Origin of the sequence: Aquitalea sp. ASV11 (genome assembly GCF_016429185.1) — a bacterium.
Taxonomy (GTDB): Bacteria; Pseudomonadota; Gammaproteobacteria; order Burkholderiales; family Chromobacteriaceae; genus Aquitalea; species Aquitalea pelogenes.
This window is the reverse complement of sequence record NZ_JAELUD010000049.1, coordinates 12350-32808: the sequence shown is the minus strand read 5'-3', so window position 1 is coordinate 32808 and position 20459 is coordinate 12350. Positions and strand designations below refer to the sequence as shown.

Below are 20459 nucleotides of genomic sequence, written 5' to 3'. Positions count from 1 at the left end.
GCCCAGCGCCATCACCTTGTCGGCGATTTCAGGATTGATCTGGCGCTTGATGTAAACGAATTCTTTCTTGCGGTCGGACAGTTTGGTGGCCAGCTCTTCCGGGCTGATGTCCAAAAGGCTGCCCAGCTCGCGCAGCTTGGCCGGTGGCACTGGCTCCATGTCAGCCGGGCTGGCCCAGATGGTTTGCACCGGCGAGCTGATGGCCAAGGGTTCACCATTGCGGTCGGTGATCACTCCGCGGTTGGCTTCCAGCGTCATCGCGCGGCGGAATCGTGCCTCACCCTGGCCTTGCAGGAAGTCCTGCTGCACCACTTGCAGGTAAATGGCGCGGCCGATCAGCGCCAGAAACAGCATGCCAAGCATCAGCAACACAAAACGCACACGCCCCGCCGTCATTTTCAGGGCAGGGCTGGCATCCGCAATGCGTTCACGCTGGTGGGCCGAGTAGCTGGTGCGCATCAGGCTCCTCCCCGCGGGGTAATGACCTGGATCTGGCGCGGGTCGGGCGTATGCATGCCCAGACGGGTGCTGGCGGCTTTTTCAATTACCGCATGGGCACCCCAGGTACTTTGCTCCAGTTGCAACTGGCCATACTCCACTTCCAGCTGCTGGGCGGATTTCTGCTCTTTCTGCAGGTCGCTGTACAGCCTGCGCGACACGTGCTGGGACGTGACCACCGACCAGGCGGACACCACCACAAGAGTCAGGAGAATCGCGCACAGACGGTTCATGCATCCCCCTCACGCCACGGCGCAGCCGTGCGTTGGGCAACACGCATGATGGCACTGCGCGAACGGGGGTTTTCACGGATCTCTTCTTCGCTGGCGCGCACGGCCTTGCCTACGCTGTTGAGTGGGGGCTGGGCCATGTCTTCGGCCCGCACCATCACCCAGCTGGGCAGCTTTTCCACACTGCTGGCATCGCGCAGGTATTGCTTGACGATGCGGTCTTCGAGCGAGTGGAAGCTGATGATGGTCAGACGGCCGTCTTCAGCCAGGTGGCGCGCCGCCTGCGGCAGGACGGCCTTGAGCTCGTCCAGCTCACGGTTCACAAAGATCCGGATCGCCTGGAAGGTACGCGTGGCTGGGTCCTGACCCGGTTCCCGAGTACGGACGTTTTTCCCAACGAGCAAGGCGAGCTCACGCGTGGTCTGGATGGGAGCGAGCTCCCGTTGCGCAACAATGGCTGCTGCGATCTTGCGAGCAAACCGCTCTTCACCATAAGTCTTGATGACCTCTTTGATTTCGTCTTCTTCCGCACTGGCCAGCCACTGGGCGGCGGTAATGCCGCGGGTGGTGTCCATGCGCATGTCCAGCGGCGCGTCGAAACGGAAACTGAATCCGCGACGGCCATCGTCGATCTGTGGCGAGGACACGCCCAGATCCATCAATACACCATTCACCGTGGCCACACCCAGGCGGGCCAGTTCCTGACCCAGGGTCTCAAAACCGTTGTGGACAATGGTGAAACGGCTGTCTTCTGCCGCCAGCCGTTCGGCTTCGGCGATGGCTTCCGGATCCTTGTCAAAGGCGATCAGCCGGCCCTCGGGGCCCAGCCGTGACAGGATCAAGCGGCTATGACCACCTCGGCCAAAGGTGCAGTCGACGTACACGCCATCAGGCTTGATGGCGAGTGCTTCGACAGCCTCGGCAAGCAGCACCGTGCGATGCACGAACGGGGTGGGGTTCACAGCGTAAAGTCTCCAAGATGTTGTGCCAGGTCGGCTTGGTCTATTGCCAGGGCGTCATTGGTCTGGCTGTCCCATTCCTCGGCATTCCACAGCTCGAAGCGGTTACCCATGCCCACCAGTGCCACGTCCTTGTCGAGACCGACCAGATCGCGCAGGCGGGAGGGAAGCAGGATGCGTCCGGCGCTGTCCATTTCCAGCGTTTCTGCGTGGCCAAGCACGAGGCGCTGGTAGCGTTTCAGCGTGGGATTGCCGGTGGGAAGGGCGAGAAGGCGGGCTTCGACCGGACGCCAGTTGGGTTCAGGGTAAATCAGCAGATGATCGGGAGATTCGAGGGTCACCACCAGCTTGTGGCCAAACGCGGACAGCAGTGTCTCACGGTGTCTGGCCGGAATGGCCAAACGACCCTTGCTATCAAGAGAGACAATGCTGACGCCACCAATCATGAGCTGGAAACCACCGCTGAAAGTTGAGGGGCCGTCGCCCCACTTTTACCCACTTCACCCCACTTTCCGCCACTATAAGAAAGAACTGCACTACGGTCAACATCACTTGGTGCTAATTCACCTTTTGCGACAATGACTTAGCGGCACGGTGAAAATGTGCTTTCCGTGTCAAATCAGTGAGTTAATAAGCACTGTCAAAGTGAGCTATGAACTGGAATGGTGCAGGAAGGCAACACAATGATTTTTAATGACAAGAACATCAGACAGCTTGCGATGCTTGCGCAGCACCTGAAAGAAAAGCTTGAAAAAGAAAAAACGGAACGGCATGCACTGCACATGCCGTTCCGCTTGCTGAAGCTCAAAGGCCCGGATCAGGCCAGTTTCTGCTTCAGGATTTCCTGCACCTGGGCCGGGTTGGCCTTGCCCTTGGAAGCTTTCATCACCTGACCGGCCAAGGCATTCAGTGCCTTTTCCTTGCCGGCGCGGAATTCCTCCACCGCCTTGGGGTTGGCGGCAATGGCTTCTTCCACCATCTTCTCGATGGCACCCACGTCAGACACCTGCTTGAGGCCGTCACGCTCGATGATGGCATCGGCAGACAGATCGCTATCCCACAAGGCATCGAACACTTGCTTGGCCAGCTTGCTGGACAGGGTGTTGTCGGCAATGCGCTGGATCAGGCCGGTGAGGCGCTCGGCAGAAATCGGGCAATCGCCAATATCCTTGCCTTCGCGGTTCAGGCGGGCGGCGATTTCACCATTCACCCAGTTGGCGGCCAGCTTGCCCTGACCGGAAGCCTGGGCCACCGCTTCGAAATATTCTGCCGTGGCGCGGCTGCCGGTCAGCAGGGCCGCGTCGTAGGCCGACACGCCGAAGGCTTCGACAAAGCGGGCCTTCATGGCGCTGGGCAGTTCCGGCATTTCGCTGCGGATGCGGGCGATCTGCTCGTCGCTGATGCGTACCGGCAGCAAGTCTGGATCGGGGAAGTAGCGATAGTCGTGCGCATCTTCCTTGCTACGCATCATGCGGGTTTCGCCGCTGTCCGGGTCGAACAGCACGGTGGCCTGCTCCACGCGGCCGCCATCTTCCAGGGTATCGATCTGCCACTGGATTTCATACTTGATGGCCTGCTCCAGGAAGCGGAAGGAGTTCAGGTTCTTGATTTCGCGGCGGGTGCCGAATTCCTGCTGGCCGAACGGGCGCACCGAAACGTTGGCGTCCACACGGAAGCTGCCTTCCTGCATGTTGCCGTCGCAAATACCCAGCCACATCACCAGGCTGTGCAGGGCACGGGCATAGGCCACGGCTTCTTCCGGTGAGCGCATGTCCGGCTCGGACACCACTTCCAGCAGAGGGGTACCGGCGCGGTTGAGGTCGATGCCGGTCATGCCGCTGAAGTCTTCATGCAGCGATTTGCCTGCATCTTCTTCCATGTGGGCACGGGTCAGCTTGACCAGTTTTTCTTCCTCGCCCACCAGAATCGGCAATACGCCGCCTTCGACGATAGGCAGCTCCATCTGGCTGATCTGGTAGCCCTTGGGCAGGTCGGGGTAGAAGTAGTTTTTGCGCGCAAATACGTTCTTCTGGTTGATTTTCGAGCCCAGTGCCAGGCCCAGGCGGATGGCTTTTTCCACCACAGCCTTGTTCATCACCGGCAGCACGCCGGGGAAGGCCAGCTCCACGGCCGAGGCCTGGGTGTTCGGCTCGGCACCAAAGGCGGTGCTGGTGCCGGAAAAAATCTTGGTAGCGGTGTTGAGCTGCACATGCACCTCAAGACCGATGACGACTTCCCATTTCATCGCGGAGAAATCCTTTTGCTATGCCGACAGGGGCGGACGCTGCGCCGCCCCGCTACGGTCTTGATTACAGGGCGGGAGCGCGGGTGTGCCAGTCGGTAGCCAACTGGAACTGGTGCGCCACATTCAGCATTTTTGCTTCGCCAAAATAATTGCCGATGATCTGCAAACCCACCGGGCGGCCATGACGGTTGAATCCGGCCGGTACGCTCATGCCGGGCAGGCCGGCCAGGTTGACCGACAGGGTGTAGATGTCGGACAGATACATCTGCACCGGATCGCCGGATTTCTCGCCGATATTGAAGGCGGCAGTCGGTGCCACCGGCCCCAGGATCACGTCACACTGCGCAAATGCGGCGGTGAAATCGTTGGCGATCAGACGGCGGATTTTCTGCGCTTTCAGGTAGTAAGCATCGTAATAGCCGTGCGACAGCACATAGCTGCCCACCAGAATACGGCGCTTGACCTCGGCGCCAAAACCTTCGGCGCGGGTCTTCTCATACATATCCACCAGATCTTTGTAATCCGCCGCACGGTGGCCGTAACGCACGCCATCGTAACGCGACAGGTTGGTGGAGGCCTCGGCCGGGGCAATCACGTAGTAAGCCGGGATGGACAGCTCGGTATTGGGCAGGCTGATGTCCACCACCTGCGCGCCCTGCTTTTTCAGCTCGGCCACGGCGTCTTCAATCACCTTGGCCACGTCGCCATCCAGGCCGTCGGCAAAGTACTCGCGCGGCAGACCCACGCGCAAACCGGCCAGCGGCTGGTTCAGGTCGCGGGTGTAGTCTTCGCGGGCACGCTCCAGGCTGGTGGAGTCACGCTCGTCGAAACCGGCCATCACGTTCAGCATCAGCGCGCAGTCTTCGGCGGTCTGGGCAATCGGGCCGCCCTGATCCAGCGAGGAGGCATAAGCCACCATGCCGTAGCGCGATACCACACCATAAGTGGGCTTGATGCCGGTGACGCCACAGTGGCTGGCCGGCTGGCGGATGGAACCGCCGGTGTCGGTGGCGGTGGCCACCGGCGTCAGGCGTGCAGCGACAGCAGCGGCGGAACCACCGGACGAGCCGCCAGGAATGGCGTTCAGGTCCCACGGGTTTTTCACGGCACCGTAGTAGCTGTTTTCATTGGACGAGCCCATGGCGAATTCGTCCATGTTGGCGCGGCCCAGCGTCACCAGCCCGGCTGCATTGCACTGCTCCACCACGTGGGCGCTGTAGGGCGAGATGAAGTTGTCCAGCATTCTGGAGCCACAGCTGGTTTTCCAGCCCTGCTGGCAGAAGATGTCCTTGTGCACCATGGGCACGCCGGTAAGCAGGCCGGCATTGCCAGCAGCACGGGCAGCGTCGGCCGCCGCGGCATCGGCCAGGGTGCGGGCGCGGTCCACGGTGATGAAGGCGTTCAGCTGCGGGTTCAGCGCCTCGATGCGGTCCAGGTATTGCGTGGCCAATTCCACGCTCGACACCGCACCCGCCGCCAGTTGTTGCGACAGTTGCTTGAGGGTGGCGTTCGTCATTTTGTCTTGATATCCGGTTAAGCTGGGATCAGTGAGCAGAAGCACCCGGCCTGCAGGACGGGTTTCGCACTTCGGAAAAAAGCGATTCCAACCTGGGAACCATCCGAACAGCGATTGCTCTGAAACTCACTCGATTACCTTGGGAACGAGGAACAAACCCTTTTCCACCTGCGGGGCAATGGCCTGAAAAGCCTCCCGCTGATTGGTCTGGGTCACGATGTCTTCACGCAGGCGCAGGCTGACATCCTGCGGATGCGCCATCGGTTCGATGCCATCGGTGTTGACGGCCTGCATCTTCTCGATCAGGCCAAAAATATTGTTAAGCTGGTTGCCAACCGCGACGATTTCTTCGTCGCTTACGTTGATGCGGGCAAGCTTGGCAATCCGCGCGACATCCTGGTGCGTCAGAGACATGGCGTCCTCGTTAAAACCTTTAATATTTCAAGCTTTATAGGGTATCATAAGGGGTTTGATTCTCCCAAGATCGACATCACACATCGCAGCAGGAAAAACGCAGCTGACAACAGGGTTTTCTGTCTGTCATGCCTGTTGTTCATTTCCGTGCTGCAATGCAACAATGATGTCCCCGGAATGCCGCCGTCCGCTGCCTCAGGCCTGCGCCGCGACGGGCCCGGGAAGCCAAGCCCATGCTAAGAATTTGCCGGACGCGCATCGCGCCCGACTGACGGAAACTGAACCAGGACCGCCCAATGTTTCGTTCGCTCACCGGATACTTCTCCAACGACCTTGCCATCGACCTTGGCACGGCCAACACCCTCATTTACATGCGTGGCAAGGGCATCGTGCTTGACGAGCCGTCGGTGGTCGCCATTCACAGCGACGCGCCCACCAACAAGAAATCCATCCTGGCCGTTGGCCTGGAAGCCAAGAAGATGCTGGGCCGCACTCCCGGTTCCATCCAGGCCATCCGCCCGATGAAGGACGGCGTGATTGCCGACTTCACCGTGACCGAGCAGATGCTCAAGCAGTTCATCAAGAAGGTGAACCCCAACCGCTTCTTTGCTGCCAGCCCGCGCATCGTGATCTGCGTGCCCTGCGGTTCCACCCAGGTGGAACGCAAGGCCATCCGCGACTCGGCCCTGGCTGCCGGTGCGCGCCGTGTCGAGCTGATCGAAGAGCCGATGGCCGCTGCCATCGGTGCCGGCCTGCCGGTGGAAGAACCGACCGGCTCCATGGTGGTGGACATTGGTGGTGGTACCACCGAAGTGGGTGTGATTTCGCTGGGTGGCGTGGTGTACTCCAACTCGGTACGCGTGGGTGGTGACAAGTTCGACGAAGCCATCATCAATTACATCCGCCGCAATTACGGCATGCTGATTGGTGAAACCACTGCCGAAGAAATCAAGAAGACCATCGGCTCGGCCTTCCCCGGTGCCGAAGTACGCGAAATGGAAGTCAAGGGCCGCAACCTGGCCGAAGGCATTCCGCGCGCTTTCACCGTGTCGTCCAATGAAATCCTGGAAGCACTGACCGAACCCCTGAACCAGATCGTCTCCGCCGTGAAGATCGCGCTGGAACAGACCCCGCCGGAACTGGGTGCCGACATTGCCGACAAGGGCATGGTGCTGACCGGTGGTGGTGCGCTGCTGAAGGATATCGACCGCTTGCTGGCCGAAGAAACCGGCCTGCCGGTGTTCGTGGCCGAAGAGCCGCTGACCTGCGTGGTTCGCGGTTCGGGCAAGGCGCTGGAAAAAATGGACAAGATCGGCACCATTTTCACCAACGTACCCTGATTGTTGCCTAAACGGAGTTGCTGCCGCCCCGTCAAGGGGTGGCATACCGCCTGATGGACTTCGCCAACACCCCCAGCTTTTTCCGTTCCGGGCCCAAGCCCGGCACGCGCCTGTTCCTGTGCGCGCTGGCCTCCATCGCGCTTCTGGTGGGCGACAGCCGTTACGGACTGATGGAGCAGGCCCGCGATGGCATGTCCCTGGTGCTCTATCCCTTGCAGCGGGTGGTCAACATGCCGCTGGGCATGGTGCGCCATTTCGGTGACTACTTTACCGTCCAGGCCGATCTCAAAAACGAAAACGACCAGCTGCGCACCCGCCAGCTGGAAATGTCCGCCCGGCTGGCCAGGCTGGAAACGGTGGAACGGGAGCTGAACGAGTTGCGTCAGCTCAACAGCATCAAGGCCACGCGCACTGATGCACCGCAGCTGGCCGAGACGTTGTACACCGGCCGCGACCCCTTCTCTTACAAGATCATCATCGACAAGGGTGCCGATGCCAATTTGCAGCCGGGACAACCGGTGGTGGATGCGCGCGGCCTGCTGGGCCAGATTACCCGCGTACAGCCGCTGACAGCGGAAGTCACGCTGATCATCGACAAGAACCAGATGGTGCCGGTGATGATTGCCCGTACCGGTGAGCGTGCCATCCTGTACGGTTATGGCGGCGGCGTGGAAATCCGCTACCTGCCCTTGCATGCCGACGTGCGTGAAGGCGACAGCATTGTCACTTCCGGCATTGACGGCCTGTATCAGGAAGGAACGCCGGTGGCGCGGGTGAGCAAGGTAGAACGCAATGCCGGCGCGGCATTCAGCCGTATCACCACCGAGCCGCTGGCCGGGGTGCAGCAAACCCGCTACGTGCTGGTATTGCAGCAAAAGGGCCAGACACCGCCACGCCCGGCCGAACCGGTCGTGCCTGTGAAAAAGACCAAGGGCAAGAAGCCCGCCGATTCGGAGTAAGCATGTCGTTCGACCGCCCCAAGGAATTGCTCAAGCCGGTCAAGCGCCGCTTCATTTTCATGACTTTTCTGCTGGCAGTGCTGGTGGAAATGGTGCCGTTGCCGCATGGCTCCACCCGCTGGCTGCCGGACTTCATCAGCCTGGTGCTGTTGTACTGGGTAATCAACCAGCCGCGCCGGGTGAATGTGGGCATTGCCTTCCTGATGGGGCTGGTGGCCGACATTGCCACTGCCGGCATGCTGGGCCAGCACGCGCTGGCCTATTCGGTCACCGCCTATCTGGCACTGAGCCGTCAACGCCAGCTGATCATGTTCAACCTTGGCCAGCAGGCCTTGAGCGTGCTGGCGCTGATGCTGTGCAACCAGAGCATCATGGTGGTGGCGCGCATGCTGACCGGCTCGGCCTTTGTCGGCTGGAGCTATTTCCTGCCGCCGCTGATCGGTGCCCTGTTGTGGCCGCTGCTGACCAAGCTGCTGCTGTTGCCTTACCGTCATCACTCGGTGTAAGTCGTGCGCCCTACCCGCTTCAAGAACCCGCAGGCTGAAGATGGCCAGTTCCAGCTTCGGCTGATTGTGGCTTATGTCTTCATGCTGCTGATGTTCTGCCTGCTGATTGCCCGTTTTGTCTGGCTGCAGGTATACCAGTACGAGCACTTTTCCACACTGGCGCAGAACAACCGCATCTCGCTGCTGCCCATCCTGCCCAACCGCGGCCTGATCATGGACCGCAACGGCGTCATCCTGGCACAGAACTATTCCGCCTACACGCTGGAGCTGGTGCCCAGCAAGATGCCGGACATGAATGCCACCATTGCCGAACTGGCCAAGCTGGTGAACATCACCCCGCGTGACGAAAAGCTGTTCAAGAAGCTGCTGGGCGAATCCAAGGATTTCGAATCCATCCCGCTCAAGGTGAAGCTGACCGAGGAAGAAGCTGCCCGCGTGGCTGCCAATGCCTGGCGCTTTCCCGGCGTACAGGTGAAGGCGCGCCTGTTCCGCGACTACCCGTACAAGGAACTCACCAGCCATGTGCTGGGCTATATCGGCCGCATCAACCAGAAAGACCAGGAGCGGCTGGACGATGAAGACAAGAGCACCAATTACAAGGGCACTAATTACATCGGCAAGACCGGCCTGGAAGCGGTGTACGAGGATGATCTGCACGGTCAGGTGGGCTTTGAAGAAGTGGAAACCGACTCCGGTGGCCGCGCCATCCGCAGCCTGCGCCGCACGCCGCCGGTCAATGGCAACAACCTGAAGCTGGCGCTGGACATCCGCCTGCAAGAGGTTGCCGACAAGCTGTTCGGCAACCGTCGCGGCGCGCTGGTGGCCATCGACCCGCAAACCGGCGGCGTGCTGGCCTTCCTGTCCAAGCCGGGTTTCGACCCCAATCTGTTCATCGACGGCATCGACAGCCAAAGCTGGGCGGCACTGAACAGCGACTGGCAAAAGCCGATGATCAACCGTGCGCTGCGCGGTACCTATCCGCCCGGCTCCACCTTCAAGCCCTTCATGGCCATGGCTGCGCTGGAAACCCACTCCATCGGCATGCATGATGTACGTCCAGCACCGGCCTTCTTCACCCTGCCCGGCTCCAGCCACCAGTTCCGCGACAGTAACAAGAACGGCAATGGCTCGGCCAACCTGGCCAAGGCCATCCAGGTGTCCAGTGATACCTTCTTCTACAAGCTGGCCTGGGACATGGGCATCGACAAGATTGCACCCACCGTCGGCCAGTTCGGCCTGGGCCGTCCCACCGGCATCGACCTGGACGGCGAAGCCAGTGGCGTACTGCCCACCAAGGAATGGAAAGCCAAGCGCTTTGCCCGCTACAAGGAAGAATTCCGCCGCTGGTACCCGGCCGATGTGGTGAGTATCGGCATCGGCCAGGGCTTCAACTCCTACACCCCGCTGCAAATGGCGAACGGCATCGCCACGCTGGCCAATGACGGCGTGGCTTACAAGCCGCACCTGGTACAGGAAGTGGTGGATGCGCGCAGCGGCAAGAGCCGGCTGATTGCCGCCAAGCCCGACCATGTACTGCCCTTCAAGCAGGAAAACTTCGAGTACGTGAAAGCCGCCATGCAGTCGGTGCTCAAGCCCGGCGGCACCGCCTGGCGGCTGGGTGTGGGCCTGCCCTATACCATGGCGGGAAAAACCGGTACCGCCCAGGTGGTGGCCATCAAGCAGGGTGCCAAGTACAACGCCTCTGCCCTGGCCGAGCAATATCGCGACCACTCCTGGTTTGTCGCCTTTGCTCCGGTGGAAAAACCACGCATTGCCGTGGCCATCATCGTGGAAAACGCCGGTTTCGGCGCTGCTGCGGCGGCGCCGATTGCCCGAGGCCTGTTCGACTACTACATCACCGGCAAGGTGCCGGGTTCCATCAGTGGGGACCTGAAAACCGTGCCCATGGATACTGCCGATGACGCTGCAGCCGCATCTGATTAAACGCCTGTGGCTGGCCATCAAGGCCCCGCTGGATGGCCCGCTGATGATCATTCTGGGCCTGATTTTCGCCCTGAGCCTGGTGGTGCTGTATTCGGCCAACAACCAGGGTCTGGACAAGATCGACAACAAGCTGGTCTACACCCTGCTGTCACTCAGCATCATGTGGCTGCTGGCGCGCAGCCGGCCGCAAAGCATCATGAACTTTGCCCCGCCCATTTACGGCATCGGGGTGGTATTGCTGCTGGCCGTGCATTTCAAGGGCGTGACGGTGAATGGTTCCACCCGCTGGCTGGAGCTGGGCATCACCCGTATCCAGCCTTCGGAAATCATGAAGATTGCCCTGCCGATGATGCTGGCCTGGTTCTTCCAGAAATACGAACTGTCGATGCGCTGGTGGCATTATCTGGTGGCGGCGGTGATGATTGCCATTCCCTGCGCGCTGGTACTGAAGCAGCCCGACCTTGGCACCACCATGCTGATTGCGGCTTCCGGCTTTTTCGTGCTGTTCTTTGTCGGCCTGCCGTGGAAGGTGATTCTGGGCGGGATGATTGCCGCCGGGGCCAGCATGCCTGTGGTGTGGAACATGTTGCACGACTACCAGCGCCGTCGGGTGATGACCATGATAGACCCGATGGAAGACCCGCTGGGCGCCGGTTATCACATCATCCAGTCGATGATTGCCATCGGTTCCGGTGGCCCTTGGGGCAAGGGTTGGCTTAACGGCACCCAGACCCATCTGGACTACATTCCGGAGCGCACCACCGACTTCATCTTTGCTGTGTATTCCGAGGAATTCGGCCTGGTGGGCAATATCGTACTGGTGATTCTTTACACCCTGGTGCTCAGCCGCGCCATGATGATCACCGCCGGGGCGCAAACCCTGTATGGCCGCGCCATGGCCGGTGCCATCACCCTGTCCTTCTTTGTCTATGCCTTCGTCAACATGGGCATGGTGGCGGGTATCCTGCCGGTGGTGGGCGTGCCGCTGCCCTTTGTTTCCTATGGTGGCACCGCCACCGTCACCCTGTTTGTCGGCATGGGCATGCTGATGAGCATAGGCAATGCCCGACGCTAAGCGGTCGCCGGACCGTCCACACCGGTCTGGCCATCACGCGCTACCTGGCAATGCGGACAAAACCGCGTAGAGAATCCAGGCCAAGGCGCACCGACCCAGACTGTACAGCCAGCGGGGTTTGGTCAGCGGGTCTTACAAGCCCAGCCCCCAGCGCCACACCCCGTACACCACAAAGCTGATCACAATCGCCAGCAGGGTCTTGCCACTTTTCCACGCCACCAGTGCCGCCACGATGATGCCGGGCAAATAGGCATTGTGCAGGCTGATGTCCACCGTGCCGGCTGGTGCCAGCGCCATCGGCACCACCAGCGCAGACAATACGGCGGCCGGCACATAATGCAGCGCACGGTTCAGCCAGTCGGGAAATGCCAGTCGCTGGCCGAACACCAGAAAACTGGCACGAATCAATACAGTCAGCAGCATCATGCCGCCAATGGCAAGCCAGTGATTCATGCTGTCTGCTCCTTGCCCTTGTGCCACTGCTCCAGCAGCAGGCCGGAGGCAACGCCCACCACGGCCGCCAGCATCAGGTCCAGCTTGTAGGGCAGGCCGCGCGCCAGCATGGCCACCACGCTGGCGGCCACGGCAGCGCCCAATGCCGGGCGGCGTTTGAACTGTGGTGCCACGATGGCGGCAAAGGTTGCCCCCATGGCAAAGTCCAGCCCCAGCGTGGCCAGACCGGGCAGCGACTGTCCCAGGCTCACCCCCACCATGGTCCAGAACAACCAGTTGCCATACATGGCCAGCGACGATGCCAGCCAGTACCACTGGCCGCCATCCGTCCCCTTGGTGCGAAAGCGGTGCTCCACCACGGCAAAGGTTTCATCGGTCAGCCAGAAAGCCAGCGGCCAGCGCCAGCGCAGCGGCCAGTCACGGGCATAGGGCAGCAAGGTGGCGCTGTACAGCGCATGGCGTAGGTTTACTACAAAGGTGGTGAGCCACAATACGGGCAAGGCAGTGCCGGCACCGATCAGGCTGACGCCGATGAACTGGGAAGAACCGGCAAACACCAGCACCGACATGCCAAGCGCCGTGGCCGGGGACAAGCCGGCCGCAATGGCCAGCGTGCCGAAAATCACCCCGAACGGGGCTGCCCCCACCAGCATGGGCACGGTATCGCGTGCGCCTTCCAGCAACAGTGCGCGACGGGATAAACAGGTTTGTTGAGACATGGGGCGATGATAAAGGTGAATACAGCAACCACGCTATCACCATGAAGGCAGGCTGACTTGAACGATCTTGCGCTCAGCGCCGGAGGCTGCGCTGATAGGCTGCCGGGGTGATGCCCAGCGCCTGACGGAAAATGCGGGTGAGGTGTGGCTGGTCGGCAAAGCCCAATGCCTGCGCCGCAGCTGCCGGGCTATGACCGCCAGCCAGCATTTGCCGGGCACGTACCACGCGCAACTGATTACGCCAGGCCACCGGCGGCAAGCCCAGATGCCGGGAAAACTGCCGGTTGAGCTGCCAGGGCGACAGGCCCACGGCCGCTGCCAGCGTGGCCAGCGACAGATTGTCCGCCACACAATCGGCCAGCATCTGCCGGGCCCGCTCCACCGCCTGTGGCCACGGGCGCTGTGGCCGCTCGGCGATCTGCATATGGCGTAACACCACCTGACTGAACACGGCATACAGCGCCGACTCGCGTTGCAAGGTGTCCCGGCTGTCACGCAGCAGGGCATGCAGCTGGTTCAGCTGCGCAGCCAGCTGCGGGTCCAGCACCACGGTATCGCGAAAATAGGGCGTAGCAGCCGGCTGGCCGCTGATTTCGGCCGCCAGCTGGCAGATCAGGCTGGCGGAAGGATAGAAGCCGCGATAAGCCCAGCCGTGCTGGTGCGCACACTCGCCGGTATGGACCTCACCAGGGTTCATCAACACCAGCGCACCGACCCCGGCAATATGATTGCCCCCGCGGTGGCGGTAAGCCTGTGCCCCGGCCAGCAGGGCATTCACCACATATTCTTCGTGAAAATGCGGTGCAAATACCTGTTCGCGGTAAAAGGCATCCAGGCATTCCAGCGGCGCGATGTCATCGGCGCGGAAGAAGCGGGAAAATTCGTGCTCGGAATGGGGCATGGCAGCGGGCGGGACAAAGGATGTCCCTTGCATTCTGGCATAGCCCCGGACAGAAAACTTGAACGATCTTGCTCAGGAACCGGCCATGAAAGTACGGATGCCGGAGCCGACAAACTGCACGCCAACGCAGATCAGCAAGAAGCCCATCAGCCGGGTGGTGACTTCGCGGCCACCGCGCCCCAGCCGGGCGGAAATCATGGCCGAGGAACGCAGCACCAGCCACATGCCCAGGCTGGTGGCGGCAATGGCGACAAAGGTCATGCCGAAGGCCAGTGTCTTGGCCGTCCAGCCCGACAATTCGGCTATTTCTGTCGAAATGCCGATTACCACGGCGATAGTCCCCGGGCCACTGATGCCGGGCATGGCCAAGGGGAAAAAGGCATAGTCTTCCCGCTCGCCGGTTTTGGGTGCCATGCCCGGGTCCTGCGACAAGAACAGCATGCGATAACCCAGCACCGCCACCACCAACCCGCCGGCAATCCGCAGCGCGCCATAGGAAATGCCGAAGGCCGCCATGATGAGGTTACCGGCCAGCAGGCTGACCAGCATGATGGCCGCGGCAAACAGGCAGGCACGACGCGCCTGGTTGGCCCGCCCGGCTTCGCTCATGTCCTGGGTCAGGGAAATGAACAGCGGAATCTTGGACAGCGGATTGGTAATGGTGATCAGGCTGAGCAGACCACCAAACAGGAACTTCAGCGACAGGGTTTCCAGCATGATGCCAATACCATTAAATATAAGCCGACGATTATAGTCATCTGCCCGGCAAATGATAGCCCGGCGTCGTGTCTGTGCCAGTGCCATGTCGCATCCTCTTTGCACCGGGCTGCGGCACTTTGTCGCAGCCTGTGTGGTCTGAACTGTGCTAATTTGCCCGCAACCCAATACAGGAGAAGTCCATGTCCCTTTCCCGTCTGTTCGCCTTGCTCGCCGGCCTCATGCTGGCGGCAACCGTTTCTGCCCACGGTTTCAAACTGGGGGCACTGGAACTGGGTCATCCCTGGAGCCGGGCCATGCCGGAAGCCAGCCCCACCGGCGCGGCCTACCTGAGCATCAAGAACACCGGCAAACAGGCCGATACGCTGATTTCTGCCAGCACACCGCGGGCGGAAAAAGCCGAGCTGCATGTGCACATCAACGACAATGGCGTAATGCGCATGCGTGAAGTCAGCGGCGGTGTTGCTGTTGCCGCCGGCAGCGAGGTGAAATTTGCCCCCGGTGGTTATCACATCATGCTGATGGGCCTGAAGCAGCCGCTCAAGGCCGGGGACCATTTCCCGCTGACGCTGAAGTTTGCCAAGGCAGGCAGCATCACGGTAGAGGTGCAAGTGGAAAAAGACATGCCCGCCGAGATGGATCACAGCGGCCACTAAAGCTGTAGCCAGTGAAATTCACTGCCGGAGTAGTGAATTTTCTGGCCAAATCATCCACATGCCCGCAAAAGCGGGCATTTTTCTGCCCGACGTTGCGCCAATGTGACATCGTGCAATGCAGCATCCGCTACTTGTTAGAGTATTCGCTTTACCGTTGCACCAAGCTTGGGCAAACTGGCGTCCGGAAATTGAGTTGAACAACGCTCTGTACTGCTCAGTCCGCCGGTTACCCTAACAGTAGTAAGCGCCAAGTCTGCACCAAGGAAGAGTCAACACGATGGAGGAGCGGACCTTGCTCAGCGAGGCCCGTCAAATAAATAGATCGACTCAGGGAACCGGCGGATTTTTCCTCATTCTGCGTTATGCTATCCGGCATTCTTTCTTTGCCAGCCAGCCATGACCGCCACCACGCACTCCCCCTCTGCATTAGCCCGAATCAGCATCGAATACTGCACCGGTTGCCGCTGGATGTTGCGTGCCGCCTGGATGGCGCAGGAATTGCTCACCACCTTTGAAAAAGAACTGGCCGAGGTAGCGCTGCGCCCCGGCAGTGGTGGCGTATTCCGTGTCTGTGTCGATGGCGAGCAAATCTGGGACCGCAAGCAGGACGGCGGCTTTCCCGACATCAAGCAACTCAAGCAGCTGGTGCGCGACCGGGTGGCACCGGACAAGTCACTGGGCCACAGCGAGCGCGCTGCCGACTGATAGCCGCTGCATGACCGGCCAACGCAAGATCATCCACGTCGATTGCGATTGCTTTTATGCCGCCATCGAAATGCGCGACAACCCGGCGCTGCGTGACATCCCGCTGGCGGTGGGCGGGCAGCCGGACAGCCGCGGAGTCATTGCCACCTGCAACTACATTGCCCGCCGCTTTGGCGTACACAGCGCCATGTCATCGGCGCGCGCGCTGCGCCTGTGTCCGCAATTGCTGATCCTGCCGCCGGACATGGCCCGCTACCGCGCGGCCAGCCAGCAGATCATGGCCATCTATGAACGCTACACCCCGCTGATCGAACCGCTGTCGCTGGATGAGGCTTATCTTGACGTCAGCACCCAGCCGCACGAGCAAGGCAGCGCCACCCTGATGGCCGCAGCCATCCGCCGCCAGATTCAGGCCGAAGTCGGCATTACCGCCTCGGCTGGCATTGCGCCCAACAAGTTTCTGGCCAAGATTGCCAGTGACTGGAACAAGCCGGACGGGCAGTTCGTGATCCGCCCGCAGGATGTCGACGCCTTTGTGCTGCAACTGCCGGTGGAAAAAATTCATGGCGTGGGCAGGGTGACGGCGGCGCATCTGAAAAAGCTGGGCATTCACCGCTGCAGCGAGCTGCGCCAATGGGAAATGAGCGACCTGATGCGGCATTTCGGCCGCTTTGGCGAGCGGCTGTACGAGCTGGCACGCGGGCGTGACGAGCGGCCGGTCAGTACCGACCGCAGCCGCAAATCCATCAGCGTGGAAGAAACCTATGCGCAGGACCTGCCGGACCTCGCCGCCAGCCTGGACAAGCTGCCAGAGCTGATGGCCAAGTTGCAGGGCCGCATTGCACGGGCTGGCAATCCGCCGTTCAAGGGTTTGAGTGTGAAGCTGAAGTTTGCCGATTTCAGCCAGACCACCGCCGAGCATGTCGGCCAGCAGCTGAGCAGCGCCGCTTACACCGACTTGCTGGGCGTGGCATTTGCCCGCGGCAACAAGCCGGTCCGGCTGGTGGGGGTGGGGGTCAGGCTGGCCGACGAGGCCGACCAACCACAGCAATTACCGCTGTTTGAGGAAATGTAGACAGCCTTCAGCCTACTGTTTGCTGGCTTCCAGATAGGCTGCGCGGGCGGCGGCGCTGTCCTGCCACATGCGGGCCACGCTGGCACGCTTGCCCAGCAAGGCCAGGTATTCTTCAATGCCCGGAATGATGGTGGTGAGGTCCTCGCCATACACTTCTCGGGTAGACCAGGCCACCAGCGGCAATACACAGGCGGCCGAAATATCGGCAAAGCTGAAATACTCACCCGCCAGCCACGGGCCATATTGCACCAGACGCGACACGGCCAAGAGGCTGCGCTCGATGGCGGCCTTGGCCGTCGCCTTGCCGGCTTCATCCAGCGCAGCACCAAACAGCAAGTGGCGGTACAAGGGTGCGGTGGCCGGCATCAGGTACAAGTCCAGCATGGTCATCAGCTCGCGCGCACTGGCTCGGCCATTCGGCGTCGGCGGCAGCAAGGCGGCGGTCGGATAAGCATCTTCCAGCCATTCCAGAATCACCGTCGATTCCGACAGGGCATGGCCATTGATGTCGACATAGGGAATCTTGCCCATCGGGCTTTGTTCCAGCATGGCCGGTTCCTGCGAGGGGCGGGTCGGCACTTCCTGGAAGTTGACGCCCTTTTCCAGCAAGGCAATCTTTACCTTGTTGTAGTAGGCAGACAGCTGCACGCCGTAGAGCTTGATCATGCGGATTTCCTTGCGGGCCTGGCCCTGAAGTGAACATGGATGCTTTGCCTTGCAACGCACGCGGCACAAGGCAAAACAGGCGCTGACAGGCCTCATGGCCGGACAACGCCTGCATTATGCCAGTTTTCGGCCGGACAGCCAGCCGGGCCGGATTTAACGGGCCAGCGCCTGCGCCTTTTGCTGCAAACGGCTGCGAATCAGTGGAATCAGCTGCTGCGCGGCTTTTTCGCCTTCCAGAATGGCCTGATGGCGGGCTTCGAAATCGGCCGAGCCGATATTCAGCACATTGGGCCGCACCACCACATCCGCCTGTTTCAGTTCGGCGGCCAGCGTGGGGCCACTCATGATGTTGAAACTCTGGTCCAGCATGGAGAACAGGCCGGTGGCCTTGCCTGGCTTGGGCTTGGCGGAAATATCCACCGCGATGACAAAGTCAGCGCCCATCTCGCGGGCGGCCGATACCGGCACCGGGCTGACCAGCCCGCCATCGACATAGCGTTTGCCGCCAATCACCACCGGCAGGAAGACATTGGGAATGCTGGCCGAAGCCCGCACGGCCTGACCGGTGTTACCCATGCGGAATACCACTTTCTGACCGGAGTCCAGTTCGGTGGCGACAATGCCCAGTTTGCGCGGCAGTTTTTCGATGGGCCGGTTGCCCAACTGGGTGTTGATGTAGTTCTCCAGCTTCTCACCCTTCAGGAAGCCCTTGGTGGACAGCGTCCAGTCGGTCAGCTCGGATTCGTCCAGCTGCATGGCCTTGGCTTGCAGCTGCATGCCATTCAGGCCGGAAGCATACAGGCTGCCCACCACGCTGCCGGCGCTGGTGCCGGTGATGATGTCCGGCACGATGCCGTTGGCTTCCAGCACCTTGATGACACCAATATGGGCAAAGCCCTTGGCGGCACCACCACCCAGGGCCAGCGCAACACGCGGCTTGACCGGGGTTTTGGGAATGCTGATTTCGGTTGGAGCTTGGGTAATGGTACAGGCGGCCAGCAGGACCAGCAGGCTGGCCGGCATCAGGCGGCGAAGAAGCGTCATGATAGCGGGTACGGGTAGTGACGGGGTTGAATGCGTAATGGGCTCGTTCGATTATTGCAGCGCAACATGGTTCCCGGCAACGCTCAGAAATCTGCCTGCCGGTGCAGGAAGTGGCCTCCCTCACCGGTCTGGCAAGCAACTTGAACAGCTAGACCTTGCCCGGCCAGCTGCCCGGTTTGACGAATTCGATCACCTGACGGCCATCCGGCAGGGTATTGCCCTTTTTCTTCAACGTGCTTTTCCAGGCATGGCCATACACCACTTCATAAGTGGCAGGCAGCTTGCCATCTCGGCGGCGGGTTTCATAAGCGGCTTCCACCCGTTGCCAGGCCTGCTTGCCCATCAGGCCGCGGCTGCGGTCACGCGTGGCATTGTGCGCGCCGATGGCCTTGAGGTCGTGCATCACGTCGCGCACCTTGTCGTAGGTGAGCACGATCTTGTCCATGTCCATCACCGGTTCGGCAAAGCCTACCCGCATCAGCGCATCGCCCAGGTCGTGCATGTCGATGAACTGGTTGACGTGGGTAGCCTTGTCCACGCCGCCAAAGGCCTCGCGCAGCTCGAACAGGGTATCGGGGCCCAGGGTGGAAAACATCAGCATGCCGTCCGGCTTGAGCACGCGCTCGAATTCGCTGAACACGCTGTCCGGAATGTTCACCCATTGGATGGTGAGATTGGACCAGATCATGTCCACGCTGTTATCGGCCAAGGGCAGTCTTTCCACATCGGCACACACTTGCCAGGGCTGGCTGCGCTTGAACAGCTTTTTCAGCAGGCCGTCACCGGCACGCTGACGCTCGCGCGAGGCACACAGCATGGCGTGGGCCAGGTCCAGCTCGACAATCTGGGCATCCGGGTATTGGGCGCGCAGCTGGGCGGCACCATAGCCGGTGCCGGTGCCGGCATCCAGAATCACTTGCGGCTGGTGCTTGATGTAGGACAGGCGCTCGGCCATGCGGTCGGACACTTCGCGCTGCAACACGGCAGCGGCGTCATAACTGGCGGCCGCACGCTCAAAAGAGGCACGGATACGGTCTTTGTCGGTATAAAACGCTTCGCTCATGCAGAGGCTTCCAGATGCTGGGCCAGCTTGGCGACAAACTCGTCCTGATGGGACAAAAATGGCGCATGCGAAGCCTGGGTGAATTCATGCAGGGTGGCATCGGCCAGCGCGGCCTGCAGCCAGCGGCCTGCGCCTATCGGGGTGATGGCATCGCGCACACCATAAAACAGCGCTACCGGGCAGTGGATGTGACTGGCCAGTGCCCGTGCGTCGGCGTCCAGCAGCAATTGCAGTGCGGGCAGCAAACCTTGCGGACGGCCATGGGAAAACAATTGTTCGCGCACGGCCTTGACCGTGTCGCGCGCGGCCGGGGCGCCCATCATCTGCAAGGCCAGAAAGCGCTCCAGCGTTTGCTCGAATGCGCCATCCAGGCTGGCACCCACTGCTTCGATGGCGGCACGTTGCTGGGCATGCGGCCAACTGTCATCGCGCACAAAGCGCGGGCTGGTGGCCACCAGCGCCAGGCTCTTTACCTTGTCCGGGTGACGGGCGGCCCAGTGCTGGGCAATCAGCCCGCCCAGCGACCAGCCGACAACTTGTACCGGAAAGGGGAATTGGGCATCGACCAGGTCGGCCACTTCGTCGGCATCAAAGCGCGCCAGGGGGGCGGATGCACCATGGCCGGGCAAGTCGACCAGATGGACGCAGTAATGGTCGGCCAACTGGCTGGCAACACGATCGAACACCCCGCCATGCAGGCCCCAGCCATGCAGCATGACCACATCCGGGCCACGGCCACGGCTTTCAACAAACAGATTCATGGGCAGTTAAATG

The 20459-nt window shown here is 61.1% G+C and carries 22 protein-coding genes and 1 pseudogene; 8 read left to right on the top strand and 15 right to left on the bottom strand.

Annotated elements, in window-relative coordinates:
- The 7 genes and pseudogenes from JHD62_RS15030 to gatC all read right to left on the bottom strand — a co-directional run.
- Nucleotides 1-459 (bottom strand): annotated as a pseudogene (locus JHD62_RS15030) (penicillin-binding protein 2); the annotation flags it as partial.
- The gene (gene ftsL / locus JHD62_RS15025; protein WP_045846495.1) at nucleotides 459-731 is read right to left on the bottom strand and encodes a cell division protein FtsL; all 273 of its coding nucleotides are present in this window, start codon (nucleotides 729-731) and stop codon (nucleotides 459-461) included. The pseudogene JHD62_RS15030 and the gene ftsL, both read right to left, overlap by 1 nt.
- Nucleotides 728-1672, bottom strand: a complete 945-nt coding sequence (rsmH, locus tag JHD62_RS15020) for a 16S rRNA (cytosine(1402)-N(4))-methyltransferase RsmH (protein WP_370541071.1) — start codon at nucleotides 1670-1672, stop codon at nucleotides 728-730. The genes ftsL and rsmH overlap by 4 nt, the downstream gene beginning before the upstream one ends.
- Before the next feature lie 14 nt (nucleotides 1673-1686).
- Complete coding sequence (mraZ, locus tag JHD62_RS15015; protein ID WP_045846497.1) at nucleotides 1687-2133, bottom strand: division/cell wall cluster transcriptional repressor MraZ; 447 nt, start codon at nucleotides 2131-2133, stop codon at nucleotides 1687-1689.
- A gap of 371 nt (nucleotides 2134-2504) precedes the next feature.
- A complete protein-coding gene (gene gatB, locus JHD62_RS15010) occupies nucleotides 2505-3932 on the bottom strand; it encodes an Asp-tRNA(Asn)/Glu-tRNA(Gln) amidotransferase subunit GatB (RefSeq protein WP_062788752.1) in 1428 nt (475 codons plus the stop codon).
- Between the two features lie 64 nt (nucleotides 3933-3996).
- The gene (gene gatA, locus JHD62_RS15005) at nucleotides 3997-5448 is read right to left on the bottom strand and encodes an Asp-tRNA(Asn)/Glu-tRNA(Gln) amidotransferase subunit GatA (protein WP_199103613.1); all 1452 of its coding nucleotides are present in this window, start codon (nucleotides 5446-5448) and stop codon (nucleotides 3997-3999) included.
- Nucleotides 5449-5574: 126 nt separating this feature from the next.
- Nucleotides 5575-5862: an Asp-tRNA(Asn)/Glu-tRNA(Gln) amidotransferase subunit GatC gene (gene gatC / locus JHD62_RS15000; protein ID WP_045846500.1), complete on the bottom strand. Its 288-nt coding sequence runs from the start codon at nucleotides 5860-5862 to the stop codon at nucleotides 5575-5577.
- 296 nt (nucleotides 5863-6158) lie between these two features.
- Between gatC and JHD62_RS14995 the strand changes: the two genes are divergently transcribed.
- Genes JHD62_RS14995 through rodA form a run of 5 tightly spaced genes read left to right on the top strand, consistent with a single transcriptional unit; the run spans nucleotide 6159 to nucleotide 11686 of the window.
- Nucleotides 6159-7202 (top strand): rod shape-determining protein, encoded by a 1044-nt coding sequence (locus JHD62_RS14995; RefSeq protein ID WP_045846501.1) that lies wholly within the window; start codon nucleotides 6159-6161, stop codon nucleotides 7200-7202.
- Nucleotides 7203-7255: 53 nt separating this feature from the next.
- A complete protein-coding gene (gene mreC, locus JHD62_RS14990; protein ID WP_062788758.1) occupies nucleotides 7256-8161 on the top strand; it encodes a rod shape-determining protein MreC in 906 nt (301 codons plus the stop codon).
- 2 nt (nucleotides 8162-8163) lie between these two features.
- On the top strand, nucleotides 8164-8667 hold the full coding sequence (mreD, locus tag JHD62_RS14985; protein WP_062788759.1) for a rod shape-determining protein MreD: 504 nt from the start codon (nucleotides 8164-8166) through the stop codon (nucleotides 8665-8667).
- A 3-nt stretch (nucleotides 8668-8670) separates the two neighbouring features.
- On the top strand, nucleotides 8671-10611 hold the full coding sequence (mrdA, locus tag JHD62_RS14980) for a penicillin-binding protein 2 (RefSeq protein WP_370541070.1): 1941 nt from the start codon (nucleotides 8671-8673) through the stop codon (nucleotides 10609-10611).
- Entirely contained in the window at nucleotides 10586-11686 is a 1101-nt protein-coding gene (gene rodA, locus JHD62_RS14975; protein WP_197077158.1) for a rod shape-determining protein RodA, read from the top strand. The genes mrdA and rodA overlap by 26 nt, the downstream gene beginning before the upstream one ends.
- Before the next feature lie 132 nt (nucleotides 11687-11818).
- Here the strand turns inward: rodA and JHD62_RS14970 are convergent, their stop codons facing one another.
- From JHD62_RS14970 to JHD62_RS14955, 4 genes are all read right to left on the bottom strand, one after another.
- Nucleotides 11819-12139, bottom strand: coding sequence for an AzlD domain-containing protein (locus JHD62_RS14970; protein ID WP_045846504.1), 321 nt, complete (start codon nucleotides 12137-12139; stop codon nucleotides 11819-11821).
- On the bottom strand, nucleotides 12136-12858 hold the full coding sequence (locus tag JHD62_RS14965; protein WP_233160976.1) for an AzlC family ABC transporter permease: 723 nt from the start codon (nucleotides 12856-12858) through the stop codon (nucleotides 12136-12138). The genes JHD62_RS14970 and JHD62_RS14965 overlap by 4 nt, the downstream gene beginning before the upstream one ends.
- A 73-nt stretch (nucleotides 12859-12931) precedes the next feature.
- Entirely contained in the window at nucleotides 12932-13792 is an 861-nt protein-coding gene (locus JHD62_RS14960; protein ID WP_233160975.1) for an AraC family transcriptional regulator, read from the bottom strand.
- Nucleotides 13793-13831: 39 nt separating this feature from the next.
- Nucleotides 13832-14476, bottom strand: a complete 645-nt coding sequence (locus JHD62_RS14955) for a MarC family NAAT transporter (RefSeq protein WP_045846508.1) — start codon at nucleotides 14474-14476, stop codon at nucleotides 13832-13834.
- Nucleotides 14477-14658: 182 nt separating this feature from the next.
- Here JHD62_RS14955 and JHD62_RS14950 point away from each other — a divergent pair, with 182 nt between their 5' ends.
- The 3 genes from JHD62_RS14950 (at nucleotide 14659) to dinB (ending at nucleotide 16912) form a co-directional block, all read left to right on the top strand.
- The gene (locus JHD62_RS14950) at nucleotides 14659-15132 is read left to right on the top strand and encodes a copper chaperone PCu(A)C (protein WP_199103612.1); all 474 of its coding nucleotides are present in this window, start codon (nucleotides 14659-14661) and stop codon (nucleotides 15130-15132) included.
- Between the two features lie 396 nt (nucleotides 15133-15528).
- Entirely contained in the window at nucleotides 15529-15837 is a 309-nt protein-coding gene (locus JHD62_RS14945; protein WP_199103611.1) for a SelT/SelW/SelH family protein, read from the top strand.
- Nucleotides 15838-15847: 10 nt separating this feature from the next.
- The gene (gene dinB / locus JHD62_RS14940; protein ID WP_199103610.1) at nucleotides 15848-16912 is read left to right on the top strand and encodes a DNA polymerase IV; all 1065 of its coding nucleotides are present in this window, start codon (nucleotides 15848-15850) and stop codon (nucleotides 16910-16912) included.
- A 12-nt stretch (nucleotides 16913-16924) separates the two neighbouring features.
- Here the strand turns inward: dinB and JHD62_RS14935 are convergent, their stop codons facing one another.
- The 4 genes from JHD62_RS14935 to bioH all read right to left on the bottom strand — a co-directional run bounded on the left by JHD62_RS14935 (nucleotide 16925) and on the right by bioH (nucleotide 20446).
- Entirely contained in the window at nucleotides 16925-17578 is a 654-nt protein-coding gene (locus JHD62_RS14935) for a glutathione S-transferase family protein (protein ID WP_062788772.1), read from the bottom strand.
- A 153-nt stretch (nucleotides 17579-17731) separates the two neighbouring features.
- Nucleotides 17732-18622: a patatin-like phospholipase family protein gene (locus JHD62_RS14930; protein WP_199103609.1), complete on the bottom strand. Its 891-nt coding sequence runs from the start codon at nucleotides 18620-18622 to the stop codon at nucleotides 17732-17734.
- Nucleotides 18623-18770: 148 nt separating this feature from the next.
- Entirely contained in the window at nucleotides 18771-19685 is a 915-nt protein-coding gene (bioC, locus tag JHD62_RS14925) for a malonyl-ACP O-methyltransferase BioC (protein WP_199103608.1), read from the bottom strand.
- Nucleotides 19682-20446 (bottom strand): pimeloyl-ACP methyl ester esterase BioH, encoded by a 765-nt coding sequence (gene bioH / locus JHD62_RS14920; protein ID WP_199103607.1) that lies wholly within the window; start codon nucleotides 20444-20446, stop codon nucleotides 19682-19684. Before bioH ends, bioC begins: the two co-directional genes overlap by 4 nt.
- Between the last annotated feature and the right edge of the window lie 13 nt (nucleotides 20447-20459).

What these genes read in the sequence shown, in the direction of transcription:
- JHD62_RS14995 (WP_045846501.1), top strand. Translation starts at nt 6,159, where the DNA reads ATGTTTCGTTCGCTCACCGGATACTTCTCCAACGACCTTGCCATCGAC.
- gatB (WP_062788752.1), bottom strand. Translation starts at nt 3,932, where the DNA reads ATGAAATGGGAAGTCGTCATCGGTCTTGAGGTGCATGTGCAGCTCAAC.
- mreC (WP_062788758.1), top strand. Translation starts at nt 7,256, where the DNA reads ATGGACTTCGCCAACACCCCCAGCTTTTTCCGTTCCGGGCCCAAGCCC.
- JHD62_RS14945 (WP_199103611.1), top strand. Translation starts at nt 15,529, where the DNA reads ATGACCGCCACCACGCACTCCCCCTCTGCATTAGCCCGAATCAGCATC.
- bioH (WP_199103607.1), bottom strand. Translation starts at nt 20,446, where the DNA reads ATGAATCTGTTTGTTGAAAGCCGTGGCCGTGGCCCGGATGTGGTCATG.
- JHD62_RS14935 (WP_062788772.1), bottom strand. Translation starts at nt 17,578, where the DNA reads ATGATCAAGCTCTACGGCGTGCAGCTGTCTGCCTACTACAACAAGGTA.
- JHD62_RS14970 (WP_045846504.1), bottom strand. Translation starts at nt 12,139, where the DNA reads ATGAATCACTGGCTTGCCATTGGCGGCATGATGCTGCTGACTGTATTG.
- rodA (WP_197077158.1), top strand. Translation starts at nt 10,586, where the DNA reads ATGACGCTGCAGCCGCATCTGATTAAACGCCTGTGGCTGGCCATCAAG.
- dinB (WP_199103610.1), top strand. Translation starts at nt 15,848, where the DNA reads ATGACCGGCCAACGCAAGATCATCCACGTCGATTGCGATTGCTTTTAT.
- JHD62_RS14955 (WP_045846508.1), bottom strand. Translation starts at nt 14,476, where the DNA reads ATGCTGGAAACCCTGTCGCTGAAGTTCCTGTTTGGTGGTCTGCTCAGC.
- JHD62_RS14960 (WP_233160975.1), bottom strand. Translation starts at nt 13,792, where the DNA reads ATGCAAGGGACATCCTTTGTCCCGCCCGCTGCCATGCCCCATTCCGAG.
- ftsL (WP_045846495.1), bottom strand. Translation starts at nt 731, where the DNA reads ATGAACCGTCTGTGCGCGATTCTCCTGACTCTTGTGGTGGTGTCCGCC.
- JHD62_RS14965 (WP_233160976.1), bottom strand. Translation starts at nt 12,858, where the DNA reads ATGTCTCAACAAACCTGTTTATCCCGTCGCGCACTGTTGCTGGAAGGC.
- JHD62_RS14950 (WP_199103612.1), top strand. Translation starts at nt 14,659, where the DNA reads ATGTCCCTTTCCCGTCTGTTCGCCTTGCTCGCCGGCCTCATGCTGGCG.
- gatA (WP_199103613.1), bottom strand. Translation starts at nt 5,448, where the DNA reads ATGACGAACGCCACCCTCAAGCAACTGTCGCAACAACTGGCGGCGGGT.
- bioC (WP_199103608.1), bottom strand. Translation starts at nt 19,685, where the DNA reads ATGAGCGAAGCGTTTTATACCGACAAAGACCGTATCCGTGCCTCTTTT.
- gatC (WP_045846500.1), bottom strand. Translation starts at nt 5,862, where the DNA reads ATGTCTCTGACGCACCAGGATGTCGCGCGGATTGCCAAGCTTGCCCGC.
- JHD62_RS14930 (WP_199103609.1), bottom strand. Translation starts at nt 18,622, where the DNA reads ATGACGCTTCTTCGCCGCCTGATGCCGGCCAGCCTGCTGGTCCTGCTG.
- mreD (WP_062788759.1), top strand. Translation starts at nt 8,164, where the DNA reads ATGTCGTTCGACCGCCCCAAGGAATTGCTCAAGCCGGTCAAGCGCCGC.
- mraZ (WP_045846497.1), bottom strand. Translation starts at nt 2,133, where the DNA reads ATGATTGGTGGCGTCAGCATTGTCTCTCTTGATAGCAAGGGTCGTTTG.